At 59.9% G+C, this 22,099-nt stretch carries 24 protein-coding genes; all 24 read right to left on the bottom strand.

Annotated elements, in window-relative coordinates:
• Positions 1-123: 123 nt before the first annotated feature.
• On the bottom strand, positions 124-3,744 hold the full coding sequence (locus AB4851_RS08790) for a host specificity protein J (RefSeq protein ID WP_414446865.1): 3,621 nt from the start codon (positions 3,742-3,744) through the stop codon (positions 124-126).
• Positions 3,741-4,334 carry a tail assembly protein gene (locus AB4851_RS08785; RefSeq protein ID WP_414446864.1) on the bottom strand — a complete coding sequence of 198 codons (594 nt, stop codon included), beginning with the start codon at positions 4,332-4,334 and terminating at the stop codon, positions 3,741-3,743. The genes AB4851_RS08790 and AB4851_RS08785 overlap by 4 nt, the downstream gene beginning before the upstream one ends.
• Positions 4,331-5,080 (bottom strand): C40 family peptidase, encoded by a 750-nt coding sequence (locus AB4851_RS08780; RefSeq protein WP_414446863.1) that lies wholly within the window; start codon positions 5,078-5,080, stop codon positions 4,331-4,333. Before AB4851_RS08780 ends, AB4851_RS08785 begins: the two co-directional genes overlap by 4 nt.
• Before the next feature lies 1 nt (position 5,081).
• The gene (locus AB4851_RS08775; RefSeq protein ID WP_414446862.1) at positions 5,082-5,765 is read right to left on the bottom strand and encodes a phage minor tail protein L; all 684 of its coding nucleotides are present in this window, start codon (positions 5,763-5,765) and stop codon (positions 5,082-5,084) included.
• On the bottom strand, positions 5,762-6,883 hold the full coding sequence (locus tag AB4851_RS08770) for a tail fiber domain-containing protein (RefSeq protein ID WP_414446861.1): 1,122 nt from the start codon (positions 6,881-6,883) through the stop codon (positions 5,762-5,764). The genes AB4851_RS08775 and AB4851_RS08770 overlap by 4 nt, the downstream gene beginning before the upstream one ends.
• Before the next feature lie 2 nt (positions 6,884-6,885).
• Positions 6,886-7,227 carry a phage tail protein gene (locus AB4851_RS08765; RefSeq protein ID WP_414446860.1) on the bottom strand — a complete coding sequence of 114 codons (342 nt, stop codon included), beginning with the start codon at positions 7,225-7,227 and terminating at the stop codon, positions 6,886-6,888.
• Positions 7,220-10,870, bottom strand: a complete 3,651-nt coding sequence (locus AB4851_RS08760; protein ID WP_414446859.1) for a phage tail tape measure C-terminal domain-containing protein — start codon at positions 10,868-10,870, stop codon at positions 7,220-7,222. The genes AB4851_RS08765 and AB4851_RS08760 overlap by 8 nt, the downstream gene beginning before the upstream one ends.
• Positions 10,860-11,267, bottom strand: coding sequence for an HK97-gp10 family putative phage morphogenesis protein (locus AB4851_RS08755; RefSeq protein ID WP_414446858.1), 408 nt, complete (start codon positions 11,265-11,267; stop codon positions 10,860-10,862). The genes AB4851_RS08760 and AB4851_RS08755 overlap by 11 nt, the downstream gene beginning before the upstream one ends.
• A gap of 2 nt (positions 11,268-11,269) precedes the next feature.
• A complete protein-coding gene (locus AB4851_RS08750) occupies positions 11,270-11,566 on the bottom strand; it encodes a DUF4035 domain-containing protein (protein ID WP_414446857.1) in 297 nt (98 codons plus the stop codon).
• A 14-nt stretch (positions 11,567-11,580) separates the two neighbouring features.
• On the bottom strand, positions 11,581-11,952 hold the full coding sequence (locus AB4851_RS08745; protein WP_414446856.1) for a hypothetical protein: 372 nt from the start codon (positions 11,950-11,952) through the stop codon (positions 11,581-11,583).
• 6 nt (positions 11,953-11,958) lie between these two features.
• Positions 11,959-12,387: a phage tail tube protein gene (locus tag AB4851_RS08740; RefSeq protein WP_414446855.1), complete on the bottom strand. Its 429-nt coding sequence runs from the start codon at positions 12,385-12,387 to the stop codon at positions 11,959-11,961.
• Between the two features lie 63 nt (positions 12,388-12,450).
• Positions 12,451-12,801, bottom strand: a complete 351-nt coding sequence (locus AB4851_RS08735; RefSeq protein WP_414446854.1) for a DUF3168 domain-containing protein — start codon at positions 12,799-12,801, stop codon at positions 12,451-12,453.
• Entirely contained in the window at positions 12,788-13,012 is a 225-nt protein-coding gene (locus AB4851_RS08730; RefSeq protein WP_414446853.1) for a hypothetical protein, read from the bottom strand. The genes AB4851_RS08735 and AB4851_RS08730 overlap by 14 nt, the downstream gene beginning before the upstream one ends.
• Positions 13,013-13,022: 10 nt before the next feature.
• Positions 13,023-13,382 carry a phage head closure protein gene (locus AB4851_RS08725; protein ID WP_414446852.1) on the bottom strand — a complete coding sequence of 120 codons (360 nt, stop codon included), beginning with the start codon at positions 13,380-13,382 and terminating at the stop codon, positions 13,023-13,025.
• A 2-nt stretch (positions 13,383-13,384) separates the two neighbouring features.
• Positions 13,385-13,924 carry a head-tail connector protein gene (locus tag AB4851_RS08720; RefSeq protein WP_414446851.1) on the bottom strand — a complete coding sequence of 180 codons (540 nt, stop codon included), beginning with the start codon at positions 13,922-13,924 and terminating at the stop codon, positions 13,385-13,387.
• 12 nt (positions 13,925-13,936) lie between these two features.
• Positions 13,937-14,305, bottom strand: coding sequence for a hypothetical protein (locus tag AB4851_RS08715; RefSeq protein ID WP_414446850.1), 369 nt, complete (start codon positions 14,303-14,305; stop codon positions 13,937-13,939).
• Positions 14,306-14,359: 54 nt separating this feature from the next.
• Positions 14,360-15,643, bottom strand: coding sequence for a phage major capsid protein (locus tag AB4851_RS08710; protein WP_414446849.1), 1,284 nt, complete (start codon positions 15,641-15,643; stop codon positions 14,360-14,362).
• A 64-nt stretch (positions 15,644-15,707) separates the two neighbouring features.
• Positions 15,708-16,469, bottom strand: coding sequence for a head maturation protease, ClpP-related (locus AB4851_RS08705; RefSeq protein ID WP_414446848.1), 762 nt, complete (start codon positions 16,467-16,469; stop codon positions 15,708-15,710).
• Positions 16,438-17,712 carry a phage portal protein gene (locus tag AB4851_RS08700; RefSeq protein ID WP_414446847.1) on the bottom strand — a complete coding sequence of 425 codons (1,275 nt, stop codon included), beginning with the start codon at positions 17,710-17,712 and terminating at the stop codon, positions 16,438-16,440. Before AB4851_RS08700 ends, AB4851_RS08705 begins: the two co-directional genes overlap by 32 nt.
• A complete protein-coding gene (locus AB4851_RS08695; RefSeq protein ID WP_414449154.1) occupies positions 17,709-19,352 on the bottom strand; it encodes a terminase large subunit in 1,644 nt (547 codons plus the stop codon). Before AB4851_RS08695 ends, AB4851_RS08700 begins: the two co-directional genes overlap by 4 nt.
• A gap of 44 nt (positions 19,353-19,396) precedes the next feature.
• Complete coding sequence (locus AB4851_RS08690; RefSeq protein ID WP_414446846.1) at positions 19,397-19,900, bottom strand: hypothetical protein; 504 nt, start codon at positions 19,898-19,900, stop codon at positions 19,397-19,399.
• Between the two features lie 185 nt (positions 19,901-20,085).
• Positions 20,086-20,463: an HNH endonuclease gene (locus AB4851_RS08685; RefSeq protein ID WP_414446845.1), complete on the bottom strand. Its 378-nt coding sequence runs from the start codon at positions 20,461-20,463 to the stop codon at positions 20,086-20,088.
• Positions 20,464-20,599: 136 nt separating this feature from the next.
• Entirely contained in the window at positions 20,600-21,010 is a 411-nt protein-coding gene (locus AB4851_RS08680; protein ID WP_414446844.1) for a hypothetical protein, read from the bottom strand.
• A gap of 12 nt (positions 21,011-21,022) precedes the next feature.
• Positions 21,023-22,096, bottom strand: a complete 1,074-nt coding sequence (locus AB4851_RS08675; RefSeq protein ID WP_414446843.1) for a helix-turn-helix domain-containing protein — start codon at positions 22,094-22,096, stop codon at positions 21,023-21,025.
• Positions 22,097-22,099: the final 3 nt, after the last annotated feature.

Here is a 22,099-nt window from a genome sequence, read left to right as displayed (position 1 = left end):
TCGGAATGGTGAACGACCCATTCGACGTGCCCGTATCAAACTGGCCGCCGTACCGCGTTAACCGATCACTGATATCGAGCACTACATTCCCGCTTGCATCGAACAGTTGCAGGCCGTATGTCGTCACGACAGCCTCCCGAGCTTCACACGATTAACGCCGTTCGTGTCGAACACATAGTAGCCATCGCTGGTCGACGTCGATCGGCCACCGCCACCCGTCCCATTCATCTCGAACGTGCCGGCCTTATCGATTCGCCAGCCTTGCTGACCGGAAACAAAATTGTTGCTTTGAATCGTGTCGCCAATCATCGCATTCGTAATCCGGCCAGTGCCGATAAGCGCTTGGGCAATAAACACCTGACCGCCCTGCACAACAAACGGCGACGTCACAACACTGCCGCTGTTATCGAGCACCGCGAACCGCTGAGCAGCAACCAGTACCGACGACTCCACGACACCGCTGCTGTTATCCGTGCCAATGCCGATCGAGGCAATGTATGTTCGACCGCCGGAAGTGACTTGCGTTTTGACCGTATACGAAGCCGACACCTGCCCACTCAGGTCCGCATACGACTGCGCTACCGTTTGAACCGCTGCTGCGTTGGCATTGGCCTGGGCCTGAATCGTGCCAATTTGAGTCGCCTGGGCACTCACCGCATCGCTGCGCGCCCGGATCTCCGTTTGAACAGCCGCAGACAGCGACGAAGCAGCGCGATCCAATTGAACCGCGACGGTATCGATGCGCGCCGACTGAGCGAGATCGGCCTCGGCGCGAGCCGACTGCTCAGACCAGACGCCCGCATAGACTGTCGTCGACCCAGCGTAGCCGCCGCCGTCACCGGCCATCGGTACGTTGATCTGGGCCGTCAGCGAACCGATGGCGCTGGCATTGGCCGCGTCGCCTGACGCGCGCGCCGTCGACTCCTGACTGATGGCGGCAGCATTGGCACCGGCAGCAGCCGCGACAGTATCAATCCGCGTACCGAGCGCGATATCCTGGTCCGTCCTCGCTCTCGCCTCGCTCTGTATGGCCGATGCATTTGACCCAGTTGCCGCCGACACGGTGTCGATTCGAGAGCCGAGCGCCATGTCGGCATCCTGACGGGCCTGCTGTTCCGACGTAACAGCCGCGCCACGAGCCTGGGCCTCGGCAGTGATCGCCAATGCGTTGCTCGAAACGCCCTGCTGAATCCCCGGAATCGCGTTGATCGGCGCAAGCACGTCCTGGCCCAACTGCGTTTTGGTGATCTCGCCTGCGAGCATTGCCAGCAATGCCGTGGCGTCACTACTGCTTTGACCCAACACGCCCTTGGACGCATCCGCCGGATACCACGGGCCGATATTGCCGGAGGTGTCGACAAGCCTTGCCCAAAAGAAAAATTCCTGGCCAGCCGCGAGACCCATTAAGGACGCCCGTGCCTGCGGATACGGATATGTCGACAATCGCGCAGCAGCGGACAGATCGTTCGTCCTGCTGTACCAGACATCGATATACGACGTGTCGTTTGCCGAGCCATCGGCGGGAAAGCCCCAGTCCAACTGAATCGCGAATATCTGCGAGGTCGTCGCGAGCGACGTAAGCGCAGGCGGCGGACTAGTTTTTCCCGTCAAAACCGTATCGATTCCGTAGGCCGGGATCGAGGTCACGCCCAGAGCATTTTGCGCGCTCACACGAGCCAGATACGTACCCTGATAGATGCCCGATACCTCAATCGTCAGGCCGCCCGTCTGGTTCGCCCGCACCCACTCACCCGAGTCTTTACGCCACTCGGGAATGTAGTTCACCGCCTTATCGGCTGAATCCCACGCGATTACCATATTGGTTTTCGCGATGCCCTGATCGATCACCGAGTACGTCGACACGCGAACGTTAGACGGCGGCGGCTGCACTGAAGGGGGCGTAACGGTAACAGGACGCTTTTGAATTTTCGTGCCGCTATCGATAGCCGCGTACTTTCCCGGCTCGTACTGCACGCCGGTAATCGTGTAACCGATCTGACTATCGTCGTCGCCCTCCTCCACGGCCACGACCCGAAACAACTGCGAGGCGAGCTCGGTACTTTCGAGCATCCAAACCGCCCCCGAAACGGCATTCGCGTCGAATGCCGGAGTCACCTTGATCGTATCGCCATCAACCTCGGCAACAGAACGCTTTTGCGCAACGCCACTGGGCATGATGACCGTAAGCTCATCCCCGCCAACGACAGCCGGCATCTTATCCAGCACGACAGAATTTCCGTCCATCGATCGGATCCGCCCGCCAATGCGCCGCCCAGCCTTGTTAGCGTCCGCCACGGCAATCACATCGCCAGGCGCGCAGAGCATGCCATCAAGGCCGACGTCAAACGAAACGGTGTTCGTCTCGTAGCGGCTCGTCAGCAACGTCCAAAGCCCGAGCCGATGCGCCTGACCCTGCGACGTCGTTCCGAACGACGTGATCGATGCCTTAACAACGCCGTATCGCGACAGCCCGTCGTCGTCGGATACGTATTCGACAGCCTGCTGATACTGGTTCGCCGGATCATTCCAGCTCACCTGCGCAACGGTATAACGCGATTTGCGCTCAGTTCCCGCGTACTGAAACTTCCCTTCGACCACATTGGCCTGCGTATACACGTAAATTGCATCCGCAGGCATATCGCACGTTGCGACAACGTTGCCAGCGCCCCAATAGGCCTGACCACGGAAAATTCCGGCGATGTCCTGAAGAACCTTGAAAGCATCCGACTGAGACTGGATAACGCAGTTGCACGTGAAGCGCGGTTCCTGGCCGCCGGCGCCGTCCGGCACCATGACGTCGCAGTACTGCGCGATCTCATACAGCGACCACTTATCAATCGATGACGCATCGATGTACTTTCCGCCACCGTATCGCGTGTTGAGAACCAAGTCGTAGAAAATCCACGCCGGATTGTCCGTCCAAGCCTGCTTGAACGTTCCGTCCCACACGCCTGAATATGTGCGCAGATCGGGATCGTAGTTCGACGGCACGGCGATGATTCGGCCCTTCACGTCGTATGAGATCGTGGGCACCGAGCTAAAAGACTGCGCGTCGAATGACATGCCGACCAAGGCACTCATCGGGTACCGCAGCTTCCGATCGATGATCTCGGTGATCGCCTCGATATTGATCGTGTCTTGGATGTAATTGGTATGCTGGTTCGGCGTAAGCCTGCGCACACGGACCAACCAACCCGACGTCGCGCGCGGCAATTCAACGCGCTCGCTGCGCTCATAAAGCGAAGTCGTCTTACCGTCGAATGCACCGGCCAGAACTTGCGAGTACGAACCCCCGTCCGCCGCCACGTCGATTGCATACTCGACACGATATCCCGTCACGTCACCTGTAGACGTGTTCGTCTGCTGAAGCGCCGGCACGCCGAATCTGATGCGAACTGCCGTCAGTTGCGTATTCTGCAACTGACGGCTCCATGGCGCGTCACTCGACAGAGCTACGCCGACAGAGATTTCATTTTCTACAGCCGGAAAACCGGTCAGATAATCCTGATCCTGCGTGCCTACGCGCGAGTCGACGGAATAGTTCGAGAAGTTGGTGGAACCGTCCGAGTTCGCGATCGGCGTGCCGTCGAGAAAGATCGATTTCAGACCATCTACGAGGCCGATAATCGGCCCTTCCGAGATCACGTCAAGCACGCGGGCAGTAGCAGTGGAATGCAGGCTGTCGGGAGACTCACTAGAAGAACTCCCGGCATCCCCCTTTGCACCTAAAATCCGATTTCTCATTTCTGATCCTGAGCAAAAATTCCAGAGCTAACCCGCTTTGATCCGACGGTCATCCTTCCGTAGACAATCGGAGCAGGCTCACCTTGTGCCGAGCTATTTACCGGACCATTGAAGTAATACGACGTGCCGTTGTCCACCGTGCTGCCGAGGCCGCCGGCCTGCGGGCTCAGCATCTGTATCACGCCACCAAGCGACATCGACGCACCCATGGCGATCATCGATATGCCATAGTTCGTCACCGCCGCCCCGCCATATGCATAGGTGATCGCACCAACGACAATCAAAACGGCGCCGATGATCGTCTGAAGCAAGCCAGCTTTTTTACTGCCGACCAAGACAGGTGCGATACGAATATCATTCCCGCTGGTTGGATACGCGAGTTCATCTTGCGAGACGTTCCTCTTGCCGACAAACACGGCGAACGTCAGACCACGCTCACGCGCCCCGACGAGAAAGCCTTTGAACCCGGGAACCACAACAGACAAGGCGCGAATGGCCTCCGCAGTGGAGCGGACCGCCAGGCGATGCACGCGGCCAAATCGGTTTCCGAGCACGCCATACAGACGGATCGTGCGAAGCGATTCATTCATTCGGCACCCCCATATCGCAAGACTTCCCGCAGGCAATCGAGCCACATGCCGCCCCACACGGTACGGCCCGATAGACGCCCGTGCATGTGGTGCAGGAAATGGCCCCCGCCGATGTATATGCCAGCGTGATTCGGAACCCCGTTTTTGCTGCGGATCTGCATGAGCATCACGTCGCCAAGTTCCAACACTGCATCGACGCCGACAGCAACGAAACCCGCAGTGCGGTAGTTGTCGACATATAGCGACGTACTGCCGTCATTCCACCAGTCGTCTCGCCGTTCGAAATCGGGGATTACGACTCCACGCTCGATGCGATACCAGTCTCGAATAATCGAGAAGCAATCGTGCACTCCATGCACGAACTGACGCCCCACGAGCGGCGCGATGAAACCCGTTGGCCCGAACTCGCACCAGTCATCGACCGCTATCGAACCGTCCTCTTGGACACCCACCGACACAATTACCCAGCGCGCAATCTCACTCGCCTCACACACCGCTCGATCGGCAGCGCTGGGTTGCGCACGAGCGCCTGGATGCGAATGCACCAGAGCTACAACCTCGCCCGCATCCTCGCAGCGCGCGAACTCTTCAGCGGAAAGCATGAACTGCTCCGTCGGCTCGGTGGCCGAGTTCGTGCACGGCATGTACTGCTCCGCACCACCCACTTGCACCACCAGGCCAACGCACTCGTGCGGGTACGCCGCGATCGCATGAGCGGCGATCGCGGCCTTTGTGATTTCGTTCATTTTAGGAAAGGATGTCGCTCAGAAATCCGCCGATGGGCAGCGGATTATTTACGCCAAAGCGGCACTCGCAGCCGCTTATTTTCATGCTGCACCGATCCAACGCAGGGTCATCAATCGGCTGGTCTTTTGCGTCGTAATAGGATGTTCCCGCGTAGCCGCAATTCGCATCCCGATATATCCACTGGCAAACGCTCACAATCTGCCGGCCGGGCAGCTGCTGCCCGCCGAAGTCAAGCGGCGACGCCATCGTAAATTCGACCTGCAGGCCGGGCTCCTCGCTGCTTTTTTGCTCGACACGCCAAATTTCAGCGGCCATTTCGGCCGTCGGATCCGCGGCCGGATTTCCATCTGCGAAATTGACTGCGTCAAGGTACTGAGCGAGTGTTCGACGGCGGCGCACGGTCGCCCCCACAAGGTCATCAAGGTAGACACACAGCGCCGAGATCGTGCCGCTGATGTCGGCGACCACGAGTTTGGGAGTTGGCTGAGATGCATCCGATGTACGCTTGAAGCCCGTCGCCTGTATCGGCCACGGCTTGTACTCGTTACCCTGCCACCAAATCGATCCAGACTGTAGGTGACCGTGAAAACGCATCATGTCGCCACCGATGCGTGTGCAGTCGACGTCGAACAGTTCGATAAGCCGGCCTGGCTCAAGCTGCTGAACATCTGCGGTGATCGTCATTGCTTGGCCGCCTCAAGCGCCTCGATCCGCGCCAACGCCTCTTGAAGCGCCTTGGTCAGCATGGCGACAATCGGAGGCCACTTCAGCGACTGGATCATGATTTTCCCCTCGGCATCGACAGCATCTTTCTCGCCATCGACTGCACTCGGGATCACACCCTTCAACTCGTGCGCGATAAATCCCAACTCCACCGCGCCCGTGCCCTTGAACGGCCCAACGTCCGCAATCTGATATGTAACCGGCCTGAGCGCTTTGATTGCATCGGACGCAGCGCCCTCAAAGGTCTCGACCGATTTCTTGATCCGATAGTCCGACGCGAATGCGAGGCCGCCAACCGGCGAGCCATCCACATAAGCGTAGATATTGGAGCCATTCCAGGAAAACCCGTAAGCATGGCTATCCGCAGAAGTCACGGGATGCGGGAGATTTCCTGCGTCCCATGCAAGATTTCCCGCATAAGTCGGACGTGCGCCGGCGGTCAGGGCGCCGTCGACAGAGAGGTTAGGCACCGAGAAAGTTTTGTTTTCCAGCGCGTAGTAAAAACCGCCCTTTGTCGATGAAAACCAGCCGACTGCAATCGACGTCCCGTAGAAATATCCCTCGTTCGGGCCAAGCCGGATGGTGCCTTGCCCGCCAGCGCCAGGCACCGACATGACACCATCAACCGAGAAATTTCCCTGAACTTCAAGCGAGCCGCCAACTATTTCATTCCAAGTGTTCCGCCCACGCTGCTGAACGTGCCAATACCCACTTCCATCGGAAACATACAGCGCCCAGTCGCCAGCATTCAGCATCGTCACTTCGGTGCCATCTTGTCCCTGCAAGCCTATCGCAACGACGAGGCCGATATTCCAAAGCAGAATGCAGCCGTCTGCTGGAACCGTTGCGGCTGCGGGAAAAGTGACTTTGCCGCCGGCCGCCCCGAAATTCAAGCAGACCCGCTTGCCCACATAGCTTGCATCCAGCGCCTTAGTGTCGGAGACATATGCCGTGACAAGCGGTACTTGAGCCGACAGCGCCGCCGTATTCGCGTTGACTTTGGAAAATCCGACCCGAACGGTATCGCCATCCGAGCCAGTCGGCGGCGTACCCTGGTTGATTTGTACGAGAGCAGTCATGATCAGGGCGCGAACGTCTGGGTAAAGGTTGCAGTCATGGTGTAAATAGCCCCGTCTACGGTCGGCCTACTCCACGTCTCACACACAAACAGCAATGGCGCCGCCTCAAGAGGCGGTTTCCAGGAAAACGACGTTGCGCCACCACGCTCCGCGAGGAAGGCACGGATCGCGGTGATCTTCGCCGCATCCCCAATGAACTGAAGATCAAACACCGCCGCGACGTTGTTCAACCCATCAGCGGCGCGTTGCGCATATCCATCACCAAATTGGGCCTTACGAACCGTTGCCGTGTCGGTCCCCGACATGTTTGCGACAGTCGGGGACCACTGGAATGCATCAGCCATTTACACTCCCATACTTCATTTGATAGGCATAGCCGCCCTGCCCCTTCATTTTCTGGGCGAGCCGGCTGTCGACAAGCTTCTGCACTTGCGACTGAAGCCATTTCGCGTCAGCCTGATCGAATGACGATCCGTTTCCACCGTTGGCGTTCACGGAAACTTGGACATTGGTATTGCCCTGGCTCACGGGAGAAACGCCGGCAGACGAGCCGACGGTGCCCCCGTTCGCAAACCGCGCAAGCCCATTGATGCTTGCACCGTTGTTCAGCGCGTCGAGCGTGGCCGCACCACCGATCCGGCGCATCGTCGCCGCAGTAAGGATCCCCTCCCCATTCGACACCCACGACAAAATGCTGTCGCTCGTACCGGTGCCTGGCCCGCGAATCTCGCCGCCGTCGGCATGAAACATGATCGGACTGCTCGGCGTGTAGTAGCTGCCGCTCGATACCGCAAGGCTGCTTGAACTACCCATGCCGAGCCCTCCGGCCAGAGACGTACCGACCGAGAACAGGCTCGACAGCCACGATGAGGCACCCGTTGCGGCTTGCGCGACGAGCGCGCGAGCCTGGATGCGAACGATGTCGGCGATGATGCTGGTTGCTAAGCTCGAGAACGACAGCTTTCCTGTCGTCACGAACGTGGTGAACGCATCCTCCATACCCTTCGTCAGATCACCAACGAGCGAGCCAACCTGCTGGAACTTGTTCGCAGCCGTGTCCGCGTAATCGTTCAACGACTTTACGGCACCGCCTGACCAGTCCGCATTCATGGCTTTGATCTTGTCGGTCGCATCCTGCTCCAGAGCAATGCGCTGCGCTTGATAGTGCTGAAGCGCGCTCACCTCCGCGTCGAATTGATTCGTACTGATCTTGTTCTCGGTCAGCGACTTCACCAGATCGGTGTATTTCTGAGCACCTTCCTTACCAACAGCCGTGATTCGGGAAAGCTCATCCTGCGCAATCGAACCGAGCGAACGGCCAGCGCTGGCCGCCTGGATTGCATCGGCACGCTGCTGCAACTCGTTATCGAGCGCAAGCGTGTACGCTTGCGCCGCCTTGAGTTCCTTCTGCTGCAACTCGGCCTGCGCATCGGCAGCCTGCCTGTCGTTGGCGAGAATCGCCTGCTGAATCGCCGCACGCTTGCTCTGATACTCGATCAGCGCAGCTTTTTGCTTCTTGCGGCTGGCGAGGTCGATTTCTTGACCAACAAGCTTCAACTCATCGGCATATGCAGCCGCGCGCGCGTCATGCTCTTGCTGAATCGCCGACTGAGCATCGATCACCCCTTGCTGCTGGAGCGACTTGATATGGTCGATGCTGTCCTTCAGAAGCTTTTCTCTCGCATCGAGCTGTCCCTTCAAGCCCTTCAAGGCATTGTCCGTCGCGCTCTCGTCGGGCTTTTTTGAGTTCTGGCCAGAAGCGAAATTGATCGATTTCTTCCCCCAACCGCTGCTATGGCCAAGGTCGAAACCGTCGCTGCTCTCACTGCCCTTCGTCGTGTCGGACCACAACCGCGACATGAAATCCTTATAGCCCGCTCCCTGCTTCATGAGATTGCTGAAGCCCACCTCGGCGATACCTGCGGCCAACTTAAACTCGCCGGTCATGCCGTAGCCTACGACCGTCAGCGCCGTGGCAATCACCTCCGAGAGCTGCTCGAAGCCGATCACCACCGTCGCAACCGTACTTGCCGCCAACTTCATGATCACGCCGACGCTACTGTAAAAATCGATCAGCAGCGGCTTCATAGCCACGTTACCGGTCAGCGCGTCATTCAAATTGAGGATCGTCGGTATCAGCACCGTTTTCGCGCTGAGACTGACCGCAGCCATCTTTTCGTGGCTCTCGTTCAACTGCTCCTTGAATGCAGCGAGCTGAGCGACCGTATCCGATCCAAGAACCGCACCGGCATCCTGCGCATCTTGCGATAGCTTGGCGAGGCCGTCGCTCCCGCGATCCAGCAGCGGAATCAGCTCGGCACCGCTCGCGCCAAACAGTTGGTTTGCGACGGCCGCCTTACCAGCGCCATCTTTTGCCGATGCGAATGCGTCGGCAACTTTCAGCAGAATTTCATCAGGGGACGATGATTTAAGCTCGGCCTGCGAGATGCCCAGCGCCTTGAACGCGGCGGCAGCATCGTGGTTTCCGTGAATTGCTTCGTTTTGCGCCTTTTCGAGATCCTTCAGCGCGCTCGACGCATCCTTGGTCGACACACCAACCACGCCTGCCGCGAATCCGAATTGCTGAATGGAACTCGTCGACAGCCCGGTGGTTTTGGCGATCTTCTCGATCGTTTCTCCATACTCGGCCAACGCTTCCGCTGCGGCATAGGTAGCGTGCGCAGCGATAGCCAGAATGCCGATAAATGCACCGATCGACAGCGCTGTTTTATTGAAAATCAGCGCCGTCGCGTTCGATTGTTCGGCTAGAACAAGCATCGATCCGCCGAACTGCTTGAAATTTCCCTGCGACATCTCGTGCGCCAGCACCAGCAGCTCGCGACGGGAAGCATTCGATTCCAGGCTGAATTTATGCGTGTGCTTCGAGGCCTCTTCCGTCGCCTTGGCGTGATCCTCGATCTTCTGGATCGCCGTGGCGGTCTCGGCCGATACCCCACGCTGCGCAGCCTCCAACGCCAGCAATTCGGCCCGGGTCTTGCCCAGAGACGCAGCCTCTTTCGTTACAGCGTCAACAAAGCGTTGCGTGTCGGCAGCCGCCTTCTCACTCGCAGCGGCAATGCGGGCTGCCTCGGCTGCTGCATCGCGCTCCGCAGCAGCCTGCGTACGAGCAGCGGCAGCCGCGTCCGCCGAAGCCTTCGCGTGCTCTTCAATTTTCGAGATTGCCGCCGACGTCTCGGCAGTAACGCCATGTTGGGCCGCTTCGAGCTGGAGCAGCTCGGTACGCGTCATCCCGAGCGTCGCAGCTTCCTTCGACACCGCATTGATGAACCGCTGCGCGTCGGCCGCCGCTCGGTCATTCGCGGCGGCGAGATTGGCAGCCTCCGCAGCAGCTTCGCGATCAGCCACCGCCTTCGCCTTGGCCGCGGTGGCCGCGTCCGCCATCGCCGTCGCGTGCGCCTGGATCTTTGCAATGGCATCGGCCGTGGCCGTCGTGACACCACGCTGCGCCGCTTCGATTTGAAGCAGCTCGGTACGGCTCATGCCCAGCGTCGCCGCCTCTTTGACCACCGAGTCGATGAAGCGCTGCGTTTCCGCAGCCGCACGCTCATTCGCCGCAGCAACGCTGGCAGCCTGCGCTGCGGCGTCGCGATCCGAGGCCACTTTGGCCTTCACGGCCGCAGCCGCATCGAGATTCGCCCGCGCGACGCTCTCGATATGCTGAATCATCGATTCGGCAGCATCAGAAACGCCGAGCGCCGCAGCACGTTGCCGCAACAATTCCGTGGTGGATTTTCCGGCCGCATCAGCCTGACGACTCAGGCTGTTGATAAACGAGGTGACCGACCTCGCACTGGCCTCGCTCCCGTTCGCAGCAGCTTCAGCGACGGCGTTCTGCGCTGCCTCGACACGCTTCGCCGCGGCCTCGTTGCTCTCGGCAAATGCCTGCGCCGATCGTGCTGCGCGCTCCAACTCCGACGTATAGCCCGTCGCATCAGCGGTAACGCGAGTGATATTTTCATTTGCCACCCGGCACCCCCTGGATTATTGAATTCAGAACGTCATCGACTGCCTTCGCGGCTACCTGCTTTTTTGCCTCGTATGCAGGCCGCTTGAACGGGTTCGCGGCAGCGCGCGACGTCCCGAACTCGACGAAGCGCAGATAGAACGCTTTTTTCGACCACGTCACGATGTACGAAGCAATCACCCCCTCGGTCGACACTTCCTTGTCGTAGGCAATGATCAGACTGTCGCGCCCCTGACCAGACTTCACCGGGATACGCAACCGCTCTTCCTCCAGAAAAACACGGGCGCCAGCGACGGCGGCACGTCGCAATGCTTCCTCCGACATCGCCGCCGACAGCGCTCGAATTCCTTCCGTCAAGGAATCAGGGTTCGTCATGACCATCGTCGCGCGCTTGGCCATAGCTACCTCCGATAAAGCGCTGCTCGAATCAGCGCGGCCTGCTCTTTCGGATCCTCCAGCAGAATTTCCGCCGTCGAATCGTTACCCGCCTTCCGCTGATCCGCCCAAGGGAAGAAATCAAGCGGCCCGAATGGCTCGGGCCGTTTTTTCACGTCGCGGTTGATATTGGCCAACATCGACACACCAGCGCCGGCCCGCAAATCTTCGATTTCGCTGCCCCACGGTTCGAGCCGATAGAACGCGAGCCAGTGAGCGAATTCCGCGCTGTCGATTTCAACCTGGGCACGCTTTACCGACATGCCCAACTGAAGGGCTAGGCGGTGCCAGAAGAGCCGCTCGGGGCGGCTTCGGAGTTTTTTTCAGCTTCGTCCGTCGCGGCCGCGCCGATGCCGCTGAGCTTCATGGCCGCAGCTGCAACGCGCGACACCACCGCTGCGTTCTTCGCGCACAGCGCGTCGACGTCGGCAGCGGTGAAGATCGGCACGTTGTTTTCGTCGACGGCCGCCGCCGCAACCAGCGCCGATTCGAATTTCGACACCTGCTTGTTGTCGACGATCGCAGCTTGCAACGCGTCGCGCGCAGTGCCCGACAGCGCCGCCACGAGCACCGAGCCACCCCATTCCGGCACTTCCACGACCGTGGTCTTGATGTCCTGGGCGGACAGAATCTGATCTCTGGTGAGCATGTTGGTTTAGGCTCCGGGAGCGATCGGCGTCACGGGACCCGTGATTTCCATCGCGATGGTGGATTCGAGCAGCGCATCGGTACCGCCCACGAGCGGGAACGTCTTGACGAGCACGTCGAACGTATCCCCGGTGTTGTCGGGCAGCTCGACTTTCATGCCGAGCTTCGCGCCGCTGTTCTTCGCAGCCATGAGCGCCTTCTGGCCGGGATCCGACAGGTCGCGATTCACAACGATCGACCACGTGCCGCTATCCGTCAGCCCGAGCACCTTCTCTTTCGCCTCGCTGTCGAGGTCGGTCGAATCGAGCACGGTCGGCGTACCATCCATGCCGGTGAACGATTTCACGTTTTTCACCTTCGTCCAGACGGGCACGTCGGTCGTGCCGGTATTCACCGACACTTTGCTACCCTGCGCACTGATTGCGGAGCTGGTCATATATCACCTCGCATATAAAAAAGGCCCGCTGAAAAGCGGGCCTACGTTTGGCTGGAACGGCTTTCACCGATACCAGATCGAAAAATCCTGCCGACTGCCGCGTAATTTGGTGTCGGTGTCGTACGTACTGACGGCCGAACCGATCGGCGTCGCGCTAATCGGTTCGGCCGTCAGGAGATCGCGCACCTGGCCGATGAGCCCCACCGCTTCGCTGCGCGTCGTCGACCACACCGCGACCTGCATGCGCGAGTTCTGCGTATCGGCCGCGCCATCGAGCGTCGCCCCGTCCTCGCCACCGACACTCTGGTAGACGATGTACGGCCGGCCAATGTTGTCCGGCGCCTGATCGGGATATACGCGGCCGTCGGCCAGCGACTCAAGGGCGCGATAGACAATTGCTTCAGGCGTCGCCATCGAACACCTCCACCAACTGAAAACGCGATTCGACTGCCTCGATCACACTCCCGTCGAATGCCTGATCGTCGTCCGTGGCGTAGGTTCGAATCGTGACTTCGATAGGTTCGCCAACCTCGAAATGCAGGTCGAAACCCTTGCAGTTTTTTGGAATGCCGAGCTGCTCGACGAGCAAATCGACCAGCGCCTTTCCTTTCCCGGCAGTCGGCATGCAAATCTTCTTAACCATCATTCGCTCCCGTAACGCAGGGCAAATCGACATACCGTCGGCCGGCAAAATCTGGCAACGGCTCGCCGATGTTGAAAATCACGTCATCCACGGCCACGCCATCGATGTACTTGAGAAGAACAGCCCGCATGCCGTTATCGACGTCGACTCGATATCGAATTCGGATACTCGCGACGGCTTGCCCCACTTCGGAATTCGCGGCGATAGCCTCTTTGCCGGTTTGCATCAGCAGATCCGCCCAGACCGGAGGCCCGATCGCGACCCAGCCATCGATCTCCTGCCCCGTATCCGGATCACGACCAGGTCCGCGCTTTTCGATACGGATCTGCCTTTTTAATTTTCCGATTCGCATGGCTAGATCGACCAGATCCGGGCGCCGTCGAGCAAACCGTCGACAAAGCGGCCGGGGATTTCGTAGGTCTGGACGCTATCGACTGCCGACCGGTTCTCGTAGATCGCACCGATCTGCAACAACATCCACGTGACAACGTCCTCCGGTACAGCGTCAGCCTCGAACGCGCCGCACTTGAACTGCACCACCACCTCACGGGCAGCAGGCAGTTCCCCGACGACGCGCAGATCGCTCTGGCCAACGACGTAGTACGACATCGGATCCATCTGCTGCGCAACGCCCAGCTCGTCGTCGTACGCCACCGAAATGATCTGCGTTACATCCCGCCATAAGTGCATGCTGCGCTCGAATTTCTCGAATCGCTTCTCGCACGTCTGCGGCAGCAACGGCCGGCCGGTTTCGTTTTCCGCCCGCCGGCGCGCCGAACGAATGGCGCGCTGGATCAGCGGATCCTCCGGACCCTGATCGGCTCGCAAATGCAGGCAGGCATCCACCACCGAAATTGCCTCCTGGTCGGGAGGCGAAATCACACGTGCCGACATCGCACACCTCGCTTAGCGCTTCAGGCTCTTGACGAACTCGACCGATGCTTTGTGCGAGCACACCAGGCCATTGCGCTCGGCCACCTTGACCAGCGTTTCGTCGATTTCGGCGATGTCGTTCGGCATCCCGTGCACACAGCGCACGAGCACGCGCACCGGGACCAACTTCCCCGTCGGCTCGACGCGCTGCGGCTTTTCGGGCAACTGCGGGTCACTCGCACCCGTCTTCGCACCGGCGCCCGCGGACGCTGCATCCTTCGAGCTCGCGGGTTCCGGCGGCTTTTCCGCCACGCTGCTCTGCGTCGGCGGAGTGGTCGCCTTTTCCTTCGCGCTTCCGGTCGACGAGTCGTCGCCCAACAGACCGTTCGGATCGTTGCTCATAAAACCTCCGATGTTTTTTTGCGTTCGGGGGCGCGAGCCACCCGAACCCGAGAGTTAAGCCGCAGCGCCGTTCTGGTAGGACTTCACGGCGCCGCCAACGTCGATCATCTCGCCGCCTTGACGGTTGAACGCGATGAAGCCGATCTGGCCGTTCTGGATGAAATACGAATCGGCCATGCGGAACAGCGTCAGATCCATCACGCGACGCACCAGGTACTTCGAATAGTCGCCGAACAGCACCGACTTCGCGCCGGCAGCCATGGTCGGCATTTCCTGCGAAATCGTGACCGGACGATTGAGAATGCGATCCGGTGCGCCGCCGGGATTGCCCTGCTCGTAACCCGGCACGAAGATCGGACGCCCTTGTTCGTCCTTGATCTTGCGGGCGATCTTGAGCGAATCGTCGTGCAGCATCCAGCCCACCTTGGGTCCACCGCGGTATGCCGGGTCGACGCTGTGCTCGAGGTCGACGAAATCGTCATAGCCGATCGTCAGCGCCGAGCCAGCTGCGCCGACCTTACCCACCGCCGCAGCCGTGACGGCACCGCGCGGTTGCCCGTTGCCGGAGCCGACGGTGAAGTGCTGCGCCGTGATCCGGCCGATTCGAAGGGCCAGCAGGCCATTGATGTAACCCTCGATATCGAACATGCTGTCCTGCAGCAGCTCGAACGGCACCGCGATCTTCTTCGAGGAATACTTGAAGACGTTCATCACGATGTTGCCGAACGTCGTATCCAACGCGCCGACGGCCGCGTTTTGGCCCACGATCTCGCCGACTTCCGAGCGGGCGTCAGCGGTCGGGAAGTTCATCGTTGCACCGGTGCCGCTGGTGAATTGCGACGCGACGTCGAGGATGCCGCCGAATTGCTGCAGCGCCTGCGTCAGCTGATCGTAGTATTCCGTCGCAACCGTGTAGCCCCCCTCGACACCGGTGGTGGTCGACATGGCGTTTTGCGGCATCATGCCGTGCATCACATTCGCGACGTCACCATTGACCCGCGAGCGCATGCGTTGCACGTCCTCCTGAGCCATCGCCGAGATGCCCCCCGACAGGTAGGCACGCATCGCCCGCGATTCCTCGCTTTGGCCGCCATTGCGCACGTGCTGCCCCGCGTACTCGCGCGTATCGCCGTTCAGCGCATTGGCCGCCACCTGCGAGATCAGCCCTTCGTGGCGCTTGATCTCGGCAGTGATGCGCTCGATCTCGGCCATGCCGTTGTCGTAGATCGTTTGCTGCTCCGCGCCCCATTTGTCGCCCGAATTATTTTCGAGCAGAGCGTTGAGGTTCTTCGAGGTAGCGTCGCGACGCTCCCGCAATTCCTTGAGATTTACCGGCATATCGTTTCCTTTTGGAAATAAAAAAGGCCGCCCAAAGGCGGCCCCTCAATCGACGCGGGAAGCGTCAGTGACAGGTGCTCAGTGCGAGCCTGCGGCGCATGCCGTCGAGGTCGACCTTGTTTTGCAGTGCCGCCGGTCCCGGCGGCGGCTCCGGCGTCGGCGGTTGCTGCTCCGGCGACTTCCGGGAATTAGGCTCCGGCGGATTCTTGTAAGCGGAGAGGTTCCAGGATGCCGAATTGCTCGGCGCACTGCCGGCCAGCTCGTCGGCGAACCCGTTGGCGACGGCCTCTTCGGCAGTGAACCAGGTTTCAGCATCCATCCACGCGATGATGTCGTCATTGCTTTGCCCCGTTTTTTCCGCGTACATATCGACGATCGAAGCATCCACTTTGTCGAGCAGGCCGGCCGTCGCCCGCAGATCATCACCCGTCCCCCATGCAAGCGCGGAGCTTCGATGAATCATGAACATGGAACCTTCGGCCATGATCACTTTGCTGCATGCGATCGCGACATCGGTAGCAGCGCTTGCTGCATAGCCGTCGACGTGGCCGATAATCGTCGACGGATGCTCGCGAATAGCCTGCGACATCGCGCGGGCCTCGAAGACATCGCCGCCTGGCGAATTAATACGGAGGTGAATCGTCGGCGCCGAGATCGATGCCAACTGCTGAACAAACGATGCGGCGGAAATTCCGCCGAACCAGTCGTCCGATGCAATCACGTCGTAGAGGTAAATGGTAGCGTCGCCATTCGCGTCATTTCTGACCTCGAAGCGGCGGGGCGCCGCCCTGTTGTCATTCAGCAGGCGGAGGATCTGATTTCGCATCACCGGTCCCTTTAAAAATCGAATTGCCATCGGCATTGGGCGGAAGATTTTCCACCGCTCGCACTTCGTTCACCGTCATCCATCCCGGCTCGCCAGCCCGCCCGAGTGCAGACCGGTAAGCGTCATAGCGCGACTTCGTATCGCCACGCAGCAACGCAGCAGGGTCATACGCAAATTTCGACTTCCCTCGGACAGCCGCTTTCCGATTGAATTCCTGCTCGATCTTCGTCATGTGCCGGCCAAGCGTGTACCGCACGAATCCCGTACCGAGCTGCTCGAGCCCGTTGCCGAAACTGGTTTGCTTTTCAAGTTGGCCGATCATGTACGGCGGTACGCCGAATATTCTGGCGATTGCTTCGACCGACAGTTTTTCGCGGTCAAGCAATTGCGCGTCGGCTGCCGACATGCTGATCTGCTGCACCTTCAGCCCGCCACCGACCGCAACCGGTGCGTTCATATTCGCAAGCCCGCTGTATCTGTCGACCCACTGCTTACGCAGCAAATCGATTTGCCCTTGATCCAGCTTGGACTCGGTCGCAAGCACGATGTCGGGCCTCAATCCTTCGGTCAACATGTGCTCACCGACAGCAGCTGCAGCGGCAGCCGTATTCACCGGGCGGCGCAGCACATGCTGTATCTGCGACATCCCACGCAGCCCATCGAATCCAGGACCAGGCACATGAATCATGTCGGCCTGATCAAGGGTCTCGGTAGTGCCGTCGATATTAACGATGTCGTAGATCAACCGATCGTCGTACAGCCGCGGCGATACGCTCAACGGATGCAATGGCTCAAGCGATTCGATCTGCGAAGAAAATTGTGATGGCCGATGAATTCGGAGGTACATATTCCCGCGCAACAGCAGCGCCTGAGCGCAATAGTCCCATCCGAGCGCGGCGGTCCAACGAGGGTGCATCTCCTCGTTCAGCATGTACCACAGATCATTTTTCACCTCGGTCGGCAACTCGTTTGCAATCGCGTACGTCTGCAAAATCAGCTGGCCCAGTGCGCCCCCGATCAGCGCCACACTCGCGTAGACAGCGTCAATCGCCATCGCAGAGCGCTCACTGACCGCACCGGAACCTGGCCCGCCACCGGTCATGAGCCGATAGCCCTCCGATCCACCCACCATTTCCGAGATCGGATAAGCTGCCGAAGCATTCGCCTCGACAGCCCGTTGAGCCTCTCGGCCGGCTCGCCACTTGTTGAGGATCGAGGATCCAGCATTATTCGGTGTGCTCATATCGCGATAATTTCCGGCGTCGGATCCGGCTGGTGAACAAGCGCACGCGTCATCGCCATGCACGTCGCCACAATTGGGTCAATTCGACCCTCGGACGTTTTCTTGTTCGGCCGGATGTTTTCATTCGTGTCCAGCAGCAGCGACACGTTGCTCGCGCACCAGCGATAGACCGGGTTCGCGTTGTGCCGGAAGCGGTTGCTGTACACAAGCCGTTCCAGCAATTTCGAGCCGGGCGAGAGGCCGCCGAAATTCTGCGGCAGCTGCACCATGGGCACGCCATCCTCCATCAGCTCATTGGCCAGGTGCGTCGCGTTCCAAACATCGAACGCGACCTCTTCAACATCGAATGCTTTGCACGCGGCCTTGACGGTCCGGCGCACCACGGCGTAATCCAGCACGTTGCCTTCGGTAACGGTCAGCCAGCCCGCCTCTTTCCATTTCGCGTAAGGCGCAGCGTCACTATGTGACTGCTCGTCGACCTTCGCTTGCGGACAGAAGATCCAGGCCAGCACAAACCAATCGCCGGTGTCGAGATCATCCGGCGGGAATACCAAAACGAACGAGGTCAAGTCACGCGTGCTCGAAAGGTCGAGGCCACCGAAGCAACGCCGGCAGCGCAGCTCGCGAGCGTCGAAAGGCACACCACCGAGATCCCACACTCGAATATCGAACCAGCTCATTGCCCCGTTGACCCAGACATTCAGGTCTTTCGTGAGGTAATTCGCCTTCGCGCTGGGCAGCGTCGCCGCCTTTGTCGCCTGCCCCTCCATGTAATCCATCGTTTTCGCACTACCGAGGCTCGGATTTGCCTTCCGCCAGACATACGGATCGAATGGATCGTCGCCGTCGTCGAGCGTAAAAATCACGCCGAAGAACTTATCGTCGACTACATCGCCGCGCAGGATCTGCACGAGGTAGCCGCGAATTTCAGTGCAGATCCCATCGAGGATGTAGCCGGCCGTCGTGATCGCCGATATCAGCGGCTGCTCGCGCGCACCCAGCGCCGATTCCATCACGTCCCAGACGTCGCGCGTCCGATGAGCATGCAACTCGTCAACCATGATTACGCTCGGATTCAGCCCGTCAAGCGATTCCGCATTCGCCGGCAACGGCTTGAACACACCACCGCCAGCGACAATGCGCTCTTGATTCGTGCCGTCGTAAATCTTGATCGCGCGCGACAACCGAGGCGAGCGCTTAACTCGCCGCTTATAGTTTTCGAGCGCGGGCCTGAACACGCTCATAGCCTGCTCGCGCGTCGTCGCGATCGTGTACACCTCGGCACCGATCTCGCGGTCCATCAAAAATAGATAGTCGGCGACGCCCGCTTTCCAAGTGGACTTCCCGTTCTTCCGCGCCACTTCTTCGTAGCTGGTTCGGAACCGGCGCAGGCCCGACGCCTTGCGGCGCCAGCCGAGCAGCACCGCCGTATGGAACAGTTGCCAGCTATCGAGCTTGAGCGGCGTGCGCGCAAGCTTGCCCTTGATGTGATTGACCTGCTGTTCGATCCAGTTGATGCAGTGCCACGCATGCGAGGGACTGAAGACTAGACCACGCTCCGGGCCGCTGATCAAATCCTCGTAATGGCGCAGCACTGCGAGGAACTCGAACTCACCGGCGACCACCTCGCCGCGCAGCATCGGCAAGCCATACTCGATATCCCAGCGCTCCGGCTTGGCCGGCGTCAGGCATGCGAGACGCTCGGGTGCGACTGCGCGTGATCCAGAATCTGATCGAACAAATCGTCCTGCGGATCGTCCGGCTCCATCTTCGACTTCGCGATCAGCATCGACGGCAACGTCAGACACGCTTCCGGCAGACATTTCAGCAACCCGTCCTTTAGCGCCTTGGCCGCGTAGTACAACTGATGCGGCTGAGAATGCCCGTTCGGCGTCACCGTCATGAACGAGCCATTGTTGATCCGCTCGAAATCACGGAGCTGCAATTCCACCTTCACCCAGCGGACGAAATCAACGCACACGATCGCGAGCACGACGCCCGCAGTCTTGTGCGGCACGCCTTCTTCACGCAGCGCCAGGCAGAGGTAATCCCACACCTTGCGATGCGACGACTCGAAGTGGACACCCGGCGGCGTCGACGGCGATTCGATTCGCTTTCCAGCACGCGCGGAGCCGCCTGGCGGCATATCGCCACCGGACGGCGGCGCAGTCGTATCGTTCGGCTCCATACGCCGCCTCCCGTTGAAAATTTGACTTGAAAGCAGTCCTAACGTCTTTCAGCGTCTCACTGGGGCGATCTCTTTAACCCCCCCCTCTCTGAAAACTGCTCCCCGAAAATTTGGCCTTGAACGGGCGGTCCCGGCCAAAAGGCCCCAAGGAAATGACACCCCCCCTTGGTCAAAACCCTCGCCGATCACGCATCGCCCGGCTTGCGCCTGGCCGCGTGCGATTCGCCGCCGGTCTTGAGCTTGTGGCACGGACGGCAGATCGCCTCAAGGTTCGATGGATTGTCGGTTCCGCCCTGCGCCTTGTTCACGATGTGATCGACCATACTCGCCGGACGGAGCCGGCCAGCCCGCTTGCACGGCTGGCACATGCCGAAGTCGCGAGCAAGGATCGTCTTGCGCAGCTTGTCCCATCGTGTGCCGTAGCCTCGCTGATGACGGTTGCCACGCTGCCGGTCATCGAGCCAACCGACCGACTCACGCTGGTGCGCGTCGCAGTAGCCGGGCTCATCGAGCAGTTGATTGCAGCCGTGGTGCCGACACGGCGTAGGCGGTTTCTTCGGCATCACGAGCCCCAATGCAAAAAGCCTCGACGCTTTCGCTATCGAGGCTTCAGATTCTCCAGGCGTGGCGCGACCCGACCAATGTCGCGCGCACTCGGTAAGAATCACCGGATCAAATTGTGGAGCGAGTGTAATCGACCTATTTCGAATCTGCAAGCGTCTGTTTCGCCATGGCCTCGATCACGCTCTGCATCGACACGAACTCACGCTGATGCGCAGCAAGCCGATCAGCCAGCGCCCGCTTCGCATGGGCCATCGCCAGATCGAACACCGTCGACGGCCGAACCTTCAGGCCAAGCCTACGGCAGATGACGAACACCGGCTTACGCCAGATGTAATGCATCACGAGGATCTGTCGGTCCTGCGGCATGAGCCTGCGCATCTCGACCTCGACGCGGCCAGCATCAGCCAGATCCAACGACGAGTTGACCGACTGCCCGCGCACCGTGGGAAAGTAGATGCTCGACACCAGGCCACTGCCACCGGTATCGCTGTTGCAAACGCTCGACTGCACACGCGCCCAATTTTCCAAACGAATTTCGATCGACATGATTTTCCCCGGTTAATCCGAATATTTCCCAACGTGCGCACGGCAGTAGCCGCGCCGCATGGAGCCGGCACCGATGATGGTTCCAGCGAGATTCGTGCAACGGCAGCCGTTCTCGTCGACATGCGCGCACTGGCGATCGTCCGCAGCGGGCGCCGACGCACCGGCAGCGCGGGGCGGCTTTGCGCTCGCCTCGATATCCGCATTGCGTCGACGGCGCAGCTCGTCCCAGTTCTTCCGCAGCCTTGCCGGCGAAGTGATGACGCGAGGCCAGAATTTATCGCGCAGCGCATAGCCGACCAGTGTCGCCATTTGCCCGGGCGTCCGACGATCGACCGCGACCATCGCATCGGCATCACACGCCCAGGCGTCGATATCGGGCCGCTGAAAATGCGGATCTCGGGCGAGCAACTGCTCGAACATCCAGACCGCGAACGCTCGCCCCGAATTTTCAGATTTCCCTCTCTGATCGCCGCTGCCTGTCCTAACCACAGTCGCTTGAGAGAGAGTTGGTTTATTCGTACTTCCGTTTACTGGGTAGTTAGTTGGAACGTGGTGCCAGTAACTTTTTACCGATTCAACGTTTTCGAGCGCTTCGGCCCAGTTGCTGGCATCAGGTTCCGGGCCTTCGCCCGAGTTACTGGCACCTGGTGCCGAAATGCCCCCGGAGTTACTGGCACCTGGTTCCAAAGTGACTATTTCTTGAGCAGATTCGGCACCAGGTTCCGAGGATTGGATGTCCGCATGGGCGTCGCTGGCAGCAAGGTCTAGGTCGATAAGGTCACGCTGATGCAGCGCAGCCGCCTCGGGTATCGACAGCCGGTAGTGCGCATGCGCCCATTTCCGATCAGGCCTGCGAGACTTCCATCGCGTCAGCCAACCAAGCTCGGATGCGAGCTTCAGGTGTTTCGTGACGGCACGGATCGACAGCGTTGCCTTCTCTGCGATCGTTTCGAGCGCAGGCCAACACGTTTCATCCATGCCGTTCGTGTATTCGGCAACGACGAAAAGAACGAGCTTCGTCGTCGGGGGCAGGCCGCTGCACATCATTGCGCGGCGCCAGGTGTAGAACGGAGATACGGTTGCCATTGG

Source organism: Burkholderia sp. 22PA0099 (genome assembly GCF_047497165.1).
Taxonomy (GTDB): domain Bacteria; phylum Pseudomonadota; class Gammaproteobacteria; order Burkholderiales; family Burkholderiaceae; genus Burkholderia.
Note: the sequence above shows the minus strand (reverse complement) of the source record. Positions and strands in the feature narration are given on the sequence as shown.

Excerpts from the sequence above, each read along its gene's own strand:
- AB4851_RS08705 (WP_414446848.1), bottom strand. The coding sequence starts at position 16,469 with ATGCGAAATCAGATCCTCCGCCTGCTGAATGACAACAGGGCGGCGCCC.
- AB4851_RS08720 (WP_414446851.1), bottom strand. The coding sequence starts at position 13,924 with ATGTCGGCACGTGTGATTTCGCCTCCCGACCAGGAGGCAATTTCGGTG.
- AB4851_RS08690 (WP_414446846.1), bottom strand. The coding sequence starts at position 19,900 with ATGGAGCCGAACGATACGACTGCGCCGCCGTCCGGTGGCGATATGCCG.
- AB4851_RS08745 (WP_414446856.1), bottom strand. The coding sequence starts at position 11,952 with ATGCTCACCAGAGATCAGATTCTGTCCGCCCAGGACATCAAGACCACG.
- AB4851_RS08780 (WP_414446863.1), bottom strand. The coding sequence starts at position 5,080 with ATGAACGAAATCACAAAGGCCGCGATCGCCGCTCATGCGATCGCGGCG.
- AB4851_RS08710 (WP_414446849.1), bottom strand. The coding sequence starts at position 15,643 with ATGCCGGTAAATCTCAAGGAATTGCGGGAGCGTCGCGACGCTACCTCG.
- AB4851_RS08740 (WP_414446855.1), bottom strand. The coding sequence starts at position 12,387 with ATGACCAGCTCCGCAATCAGTGCGCAGGGTAGCAAAGTGTCGGTGAAT.
- AB4851_RS08785 (WP_414446864.1), bottom strand. The coding sequence starts at position 4,334 with ATGAATGAATCGCTTCGCACGATCCGTCTGTATGGCGTGCTCGGAAAC.
- AB4851_RS08750 (WP_414446857.1), bottom strand. The coding sequence starts at position 11,566 with ATGTCGGTAAAGCGTGCCCAGGTTGAAATCGACAGCGCGGAATTCGCT.
- AB4851_RS08675 (WP_414446843.1), bottom strand. The coding sequence starts at position 22,096 with ATGGCAACCGTATCTCCGTTCTACACCTGGCGCCGCGCAATGATGTGC.
- AB4851_RS08765 (WP_414446860.1), bottom strand. The coding sequence starts at position 7,227 with ATGGCTGATGCATTCCAGTGGTCCCCGACTGTCGCAAACATGTCGGGG.
- AB4851_RS08715 (WP_414446850.1), bottom strand. The coding sequence starts at position 14,305 with ATGAGCAACGATCCGAACGGTCTGTTGGGCGACGACTCGTCGACCGGA.
- AB4851_RS08735 (WP_414446854.1), bottom strand. The coding sequence starts at position 12,801 with ATGGCGACGCCTGAAGCAATTGTCTATCGCGCCCTTGAGTCGCTGGCC.
- AB4851_RS08770 (WP_414446861.1), bottom strand. The coding sequence starts at position 6,883 with ATGACTGCTCTCGTACAAATCAACCAGGGTACGCCGCCGACTGGCTCG.
- AB4851_RS08725 (WP_414446852.1), bottom strand. The coding sequence starts at position 13,382 with ATGCGAATCGGAAAATTAAAAAGGCAGATCCGTATCGAAAAGCGCGGA.
- AB4851_RS08775 (WP_414446862.1), bottom strand. The coding sequence starts at position 5,765 with ATGACGATCACCGCAGATGTTCAGCAGCTTGAGCCAGGCCGGCTTATC.
- AB4851_RS08700 (WP_414446847.1), bottom strand. The coding sequence starts at position 17,712 with ATGAGCACACCGAATAATGCTGGATCCTCGATCCTCAACAAGTGGCGA.
- AB4851_RS08680 (WP_414446844.1), bottom strand. The coding sequence starts at position 21,010 with ATGTCGATCGAAATTCGTTTGGAAAATTGGGCGCGTGTGCAGTCGAGC.
- AB4851_RS08695 (WP_414449154.1), bottom strand. The coding sequence starts at position 19,352 with ATGCTGCGCGGCGAGGTGGTCGCCGGTGAGTTCGAGTTCCTCGCAGTG.
- AB4851_RS08755 (WP_414446858.1), bottom strand. The coding sequence starts at position 11,267 with ATGGCCAAGCGCGCGACGATGGTCATGACGAACCCTGATTCCTTGACG.
- AB4851_RS08790 (WP_414446865.1), bottom strand. The coding sequence starts at position 3,744 with ATGAGAAATCGGATTTTAGGTGCAAAGGGGGATGCCGGGAGTTCTTCT.
- AB4851_RS08730 (WP_414446853.1), bottom strand. The coding sequence starts at position 13,012 with ATGCCGACTGCCGGGAAAGGAAAGGCGCTGGTCGATTTGCTCGTCGAG.
- AB4851_RS08685 (WP_414446845.1), bottom strand. The coding sequence starts at position 20,463 with ATGCCGAAGAAACCGCCTACGCCGTGTCGGCACCACGGCTGCAATCAA.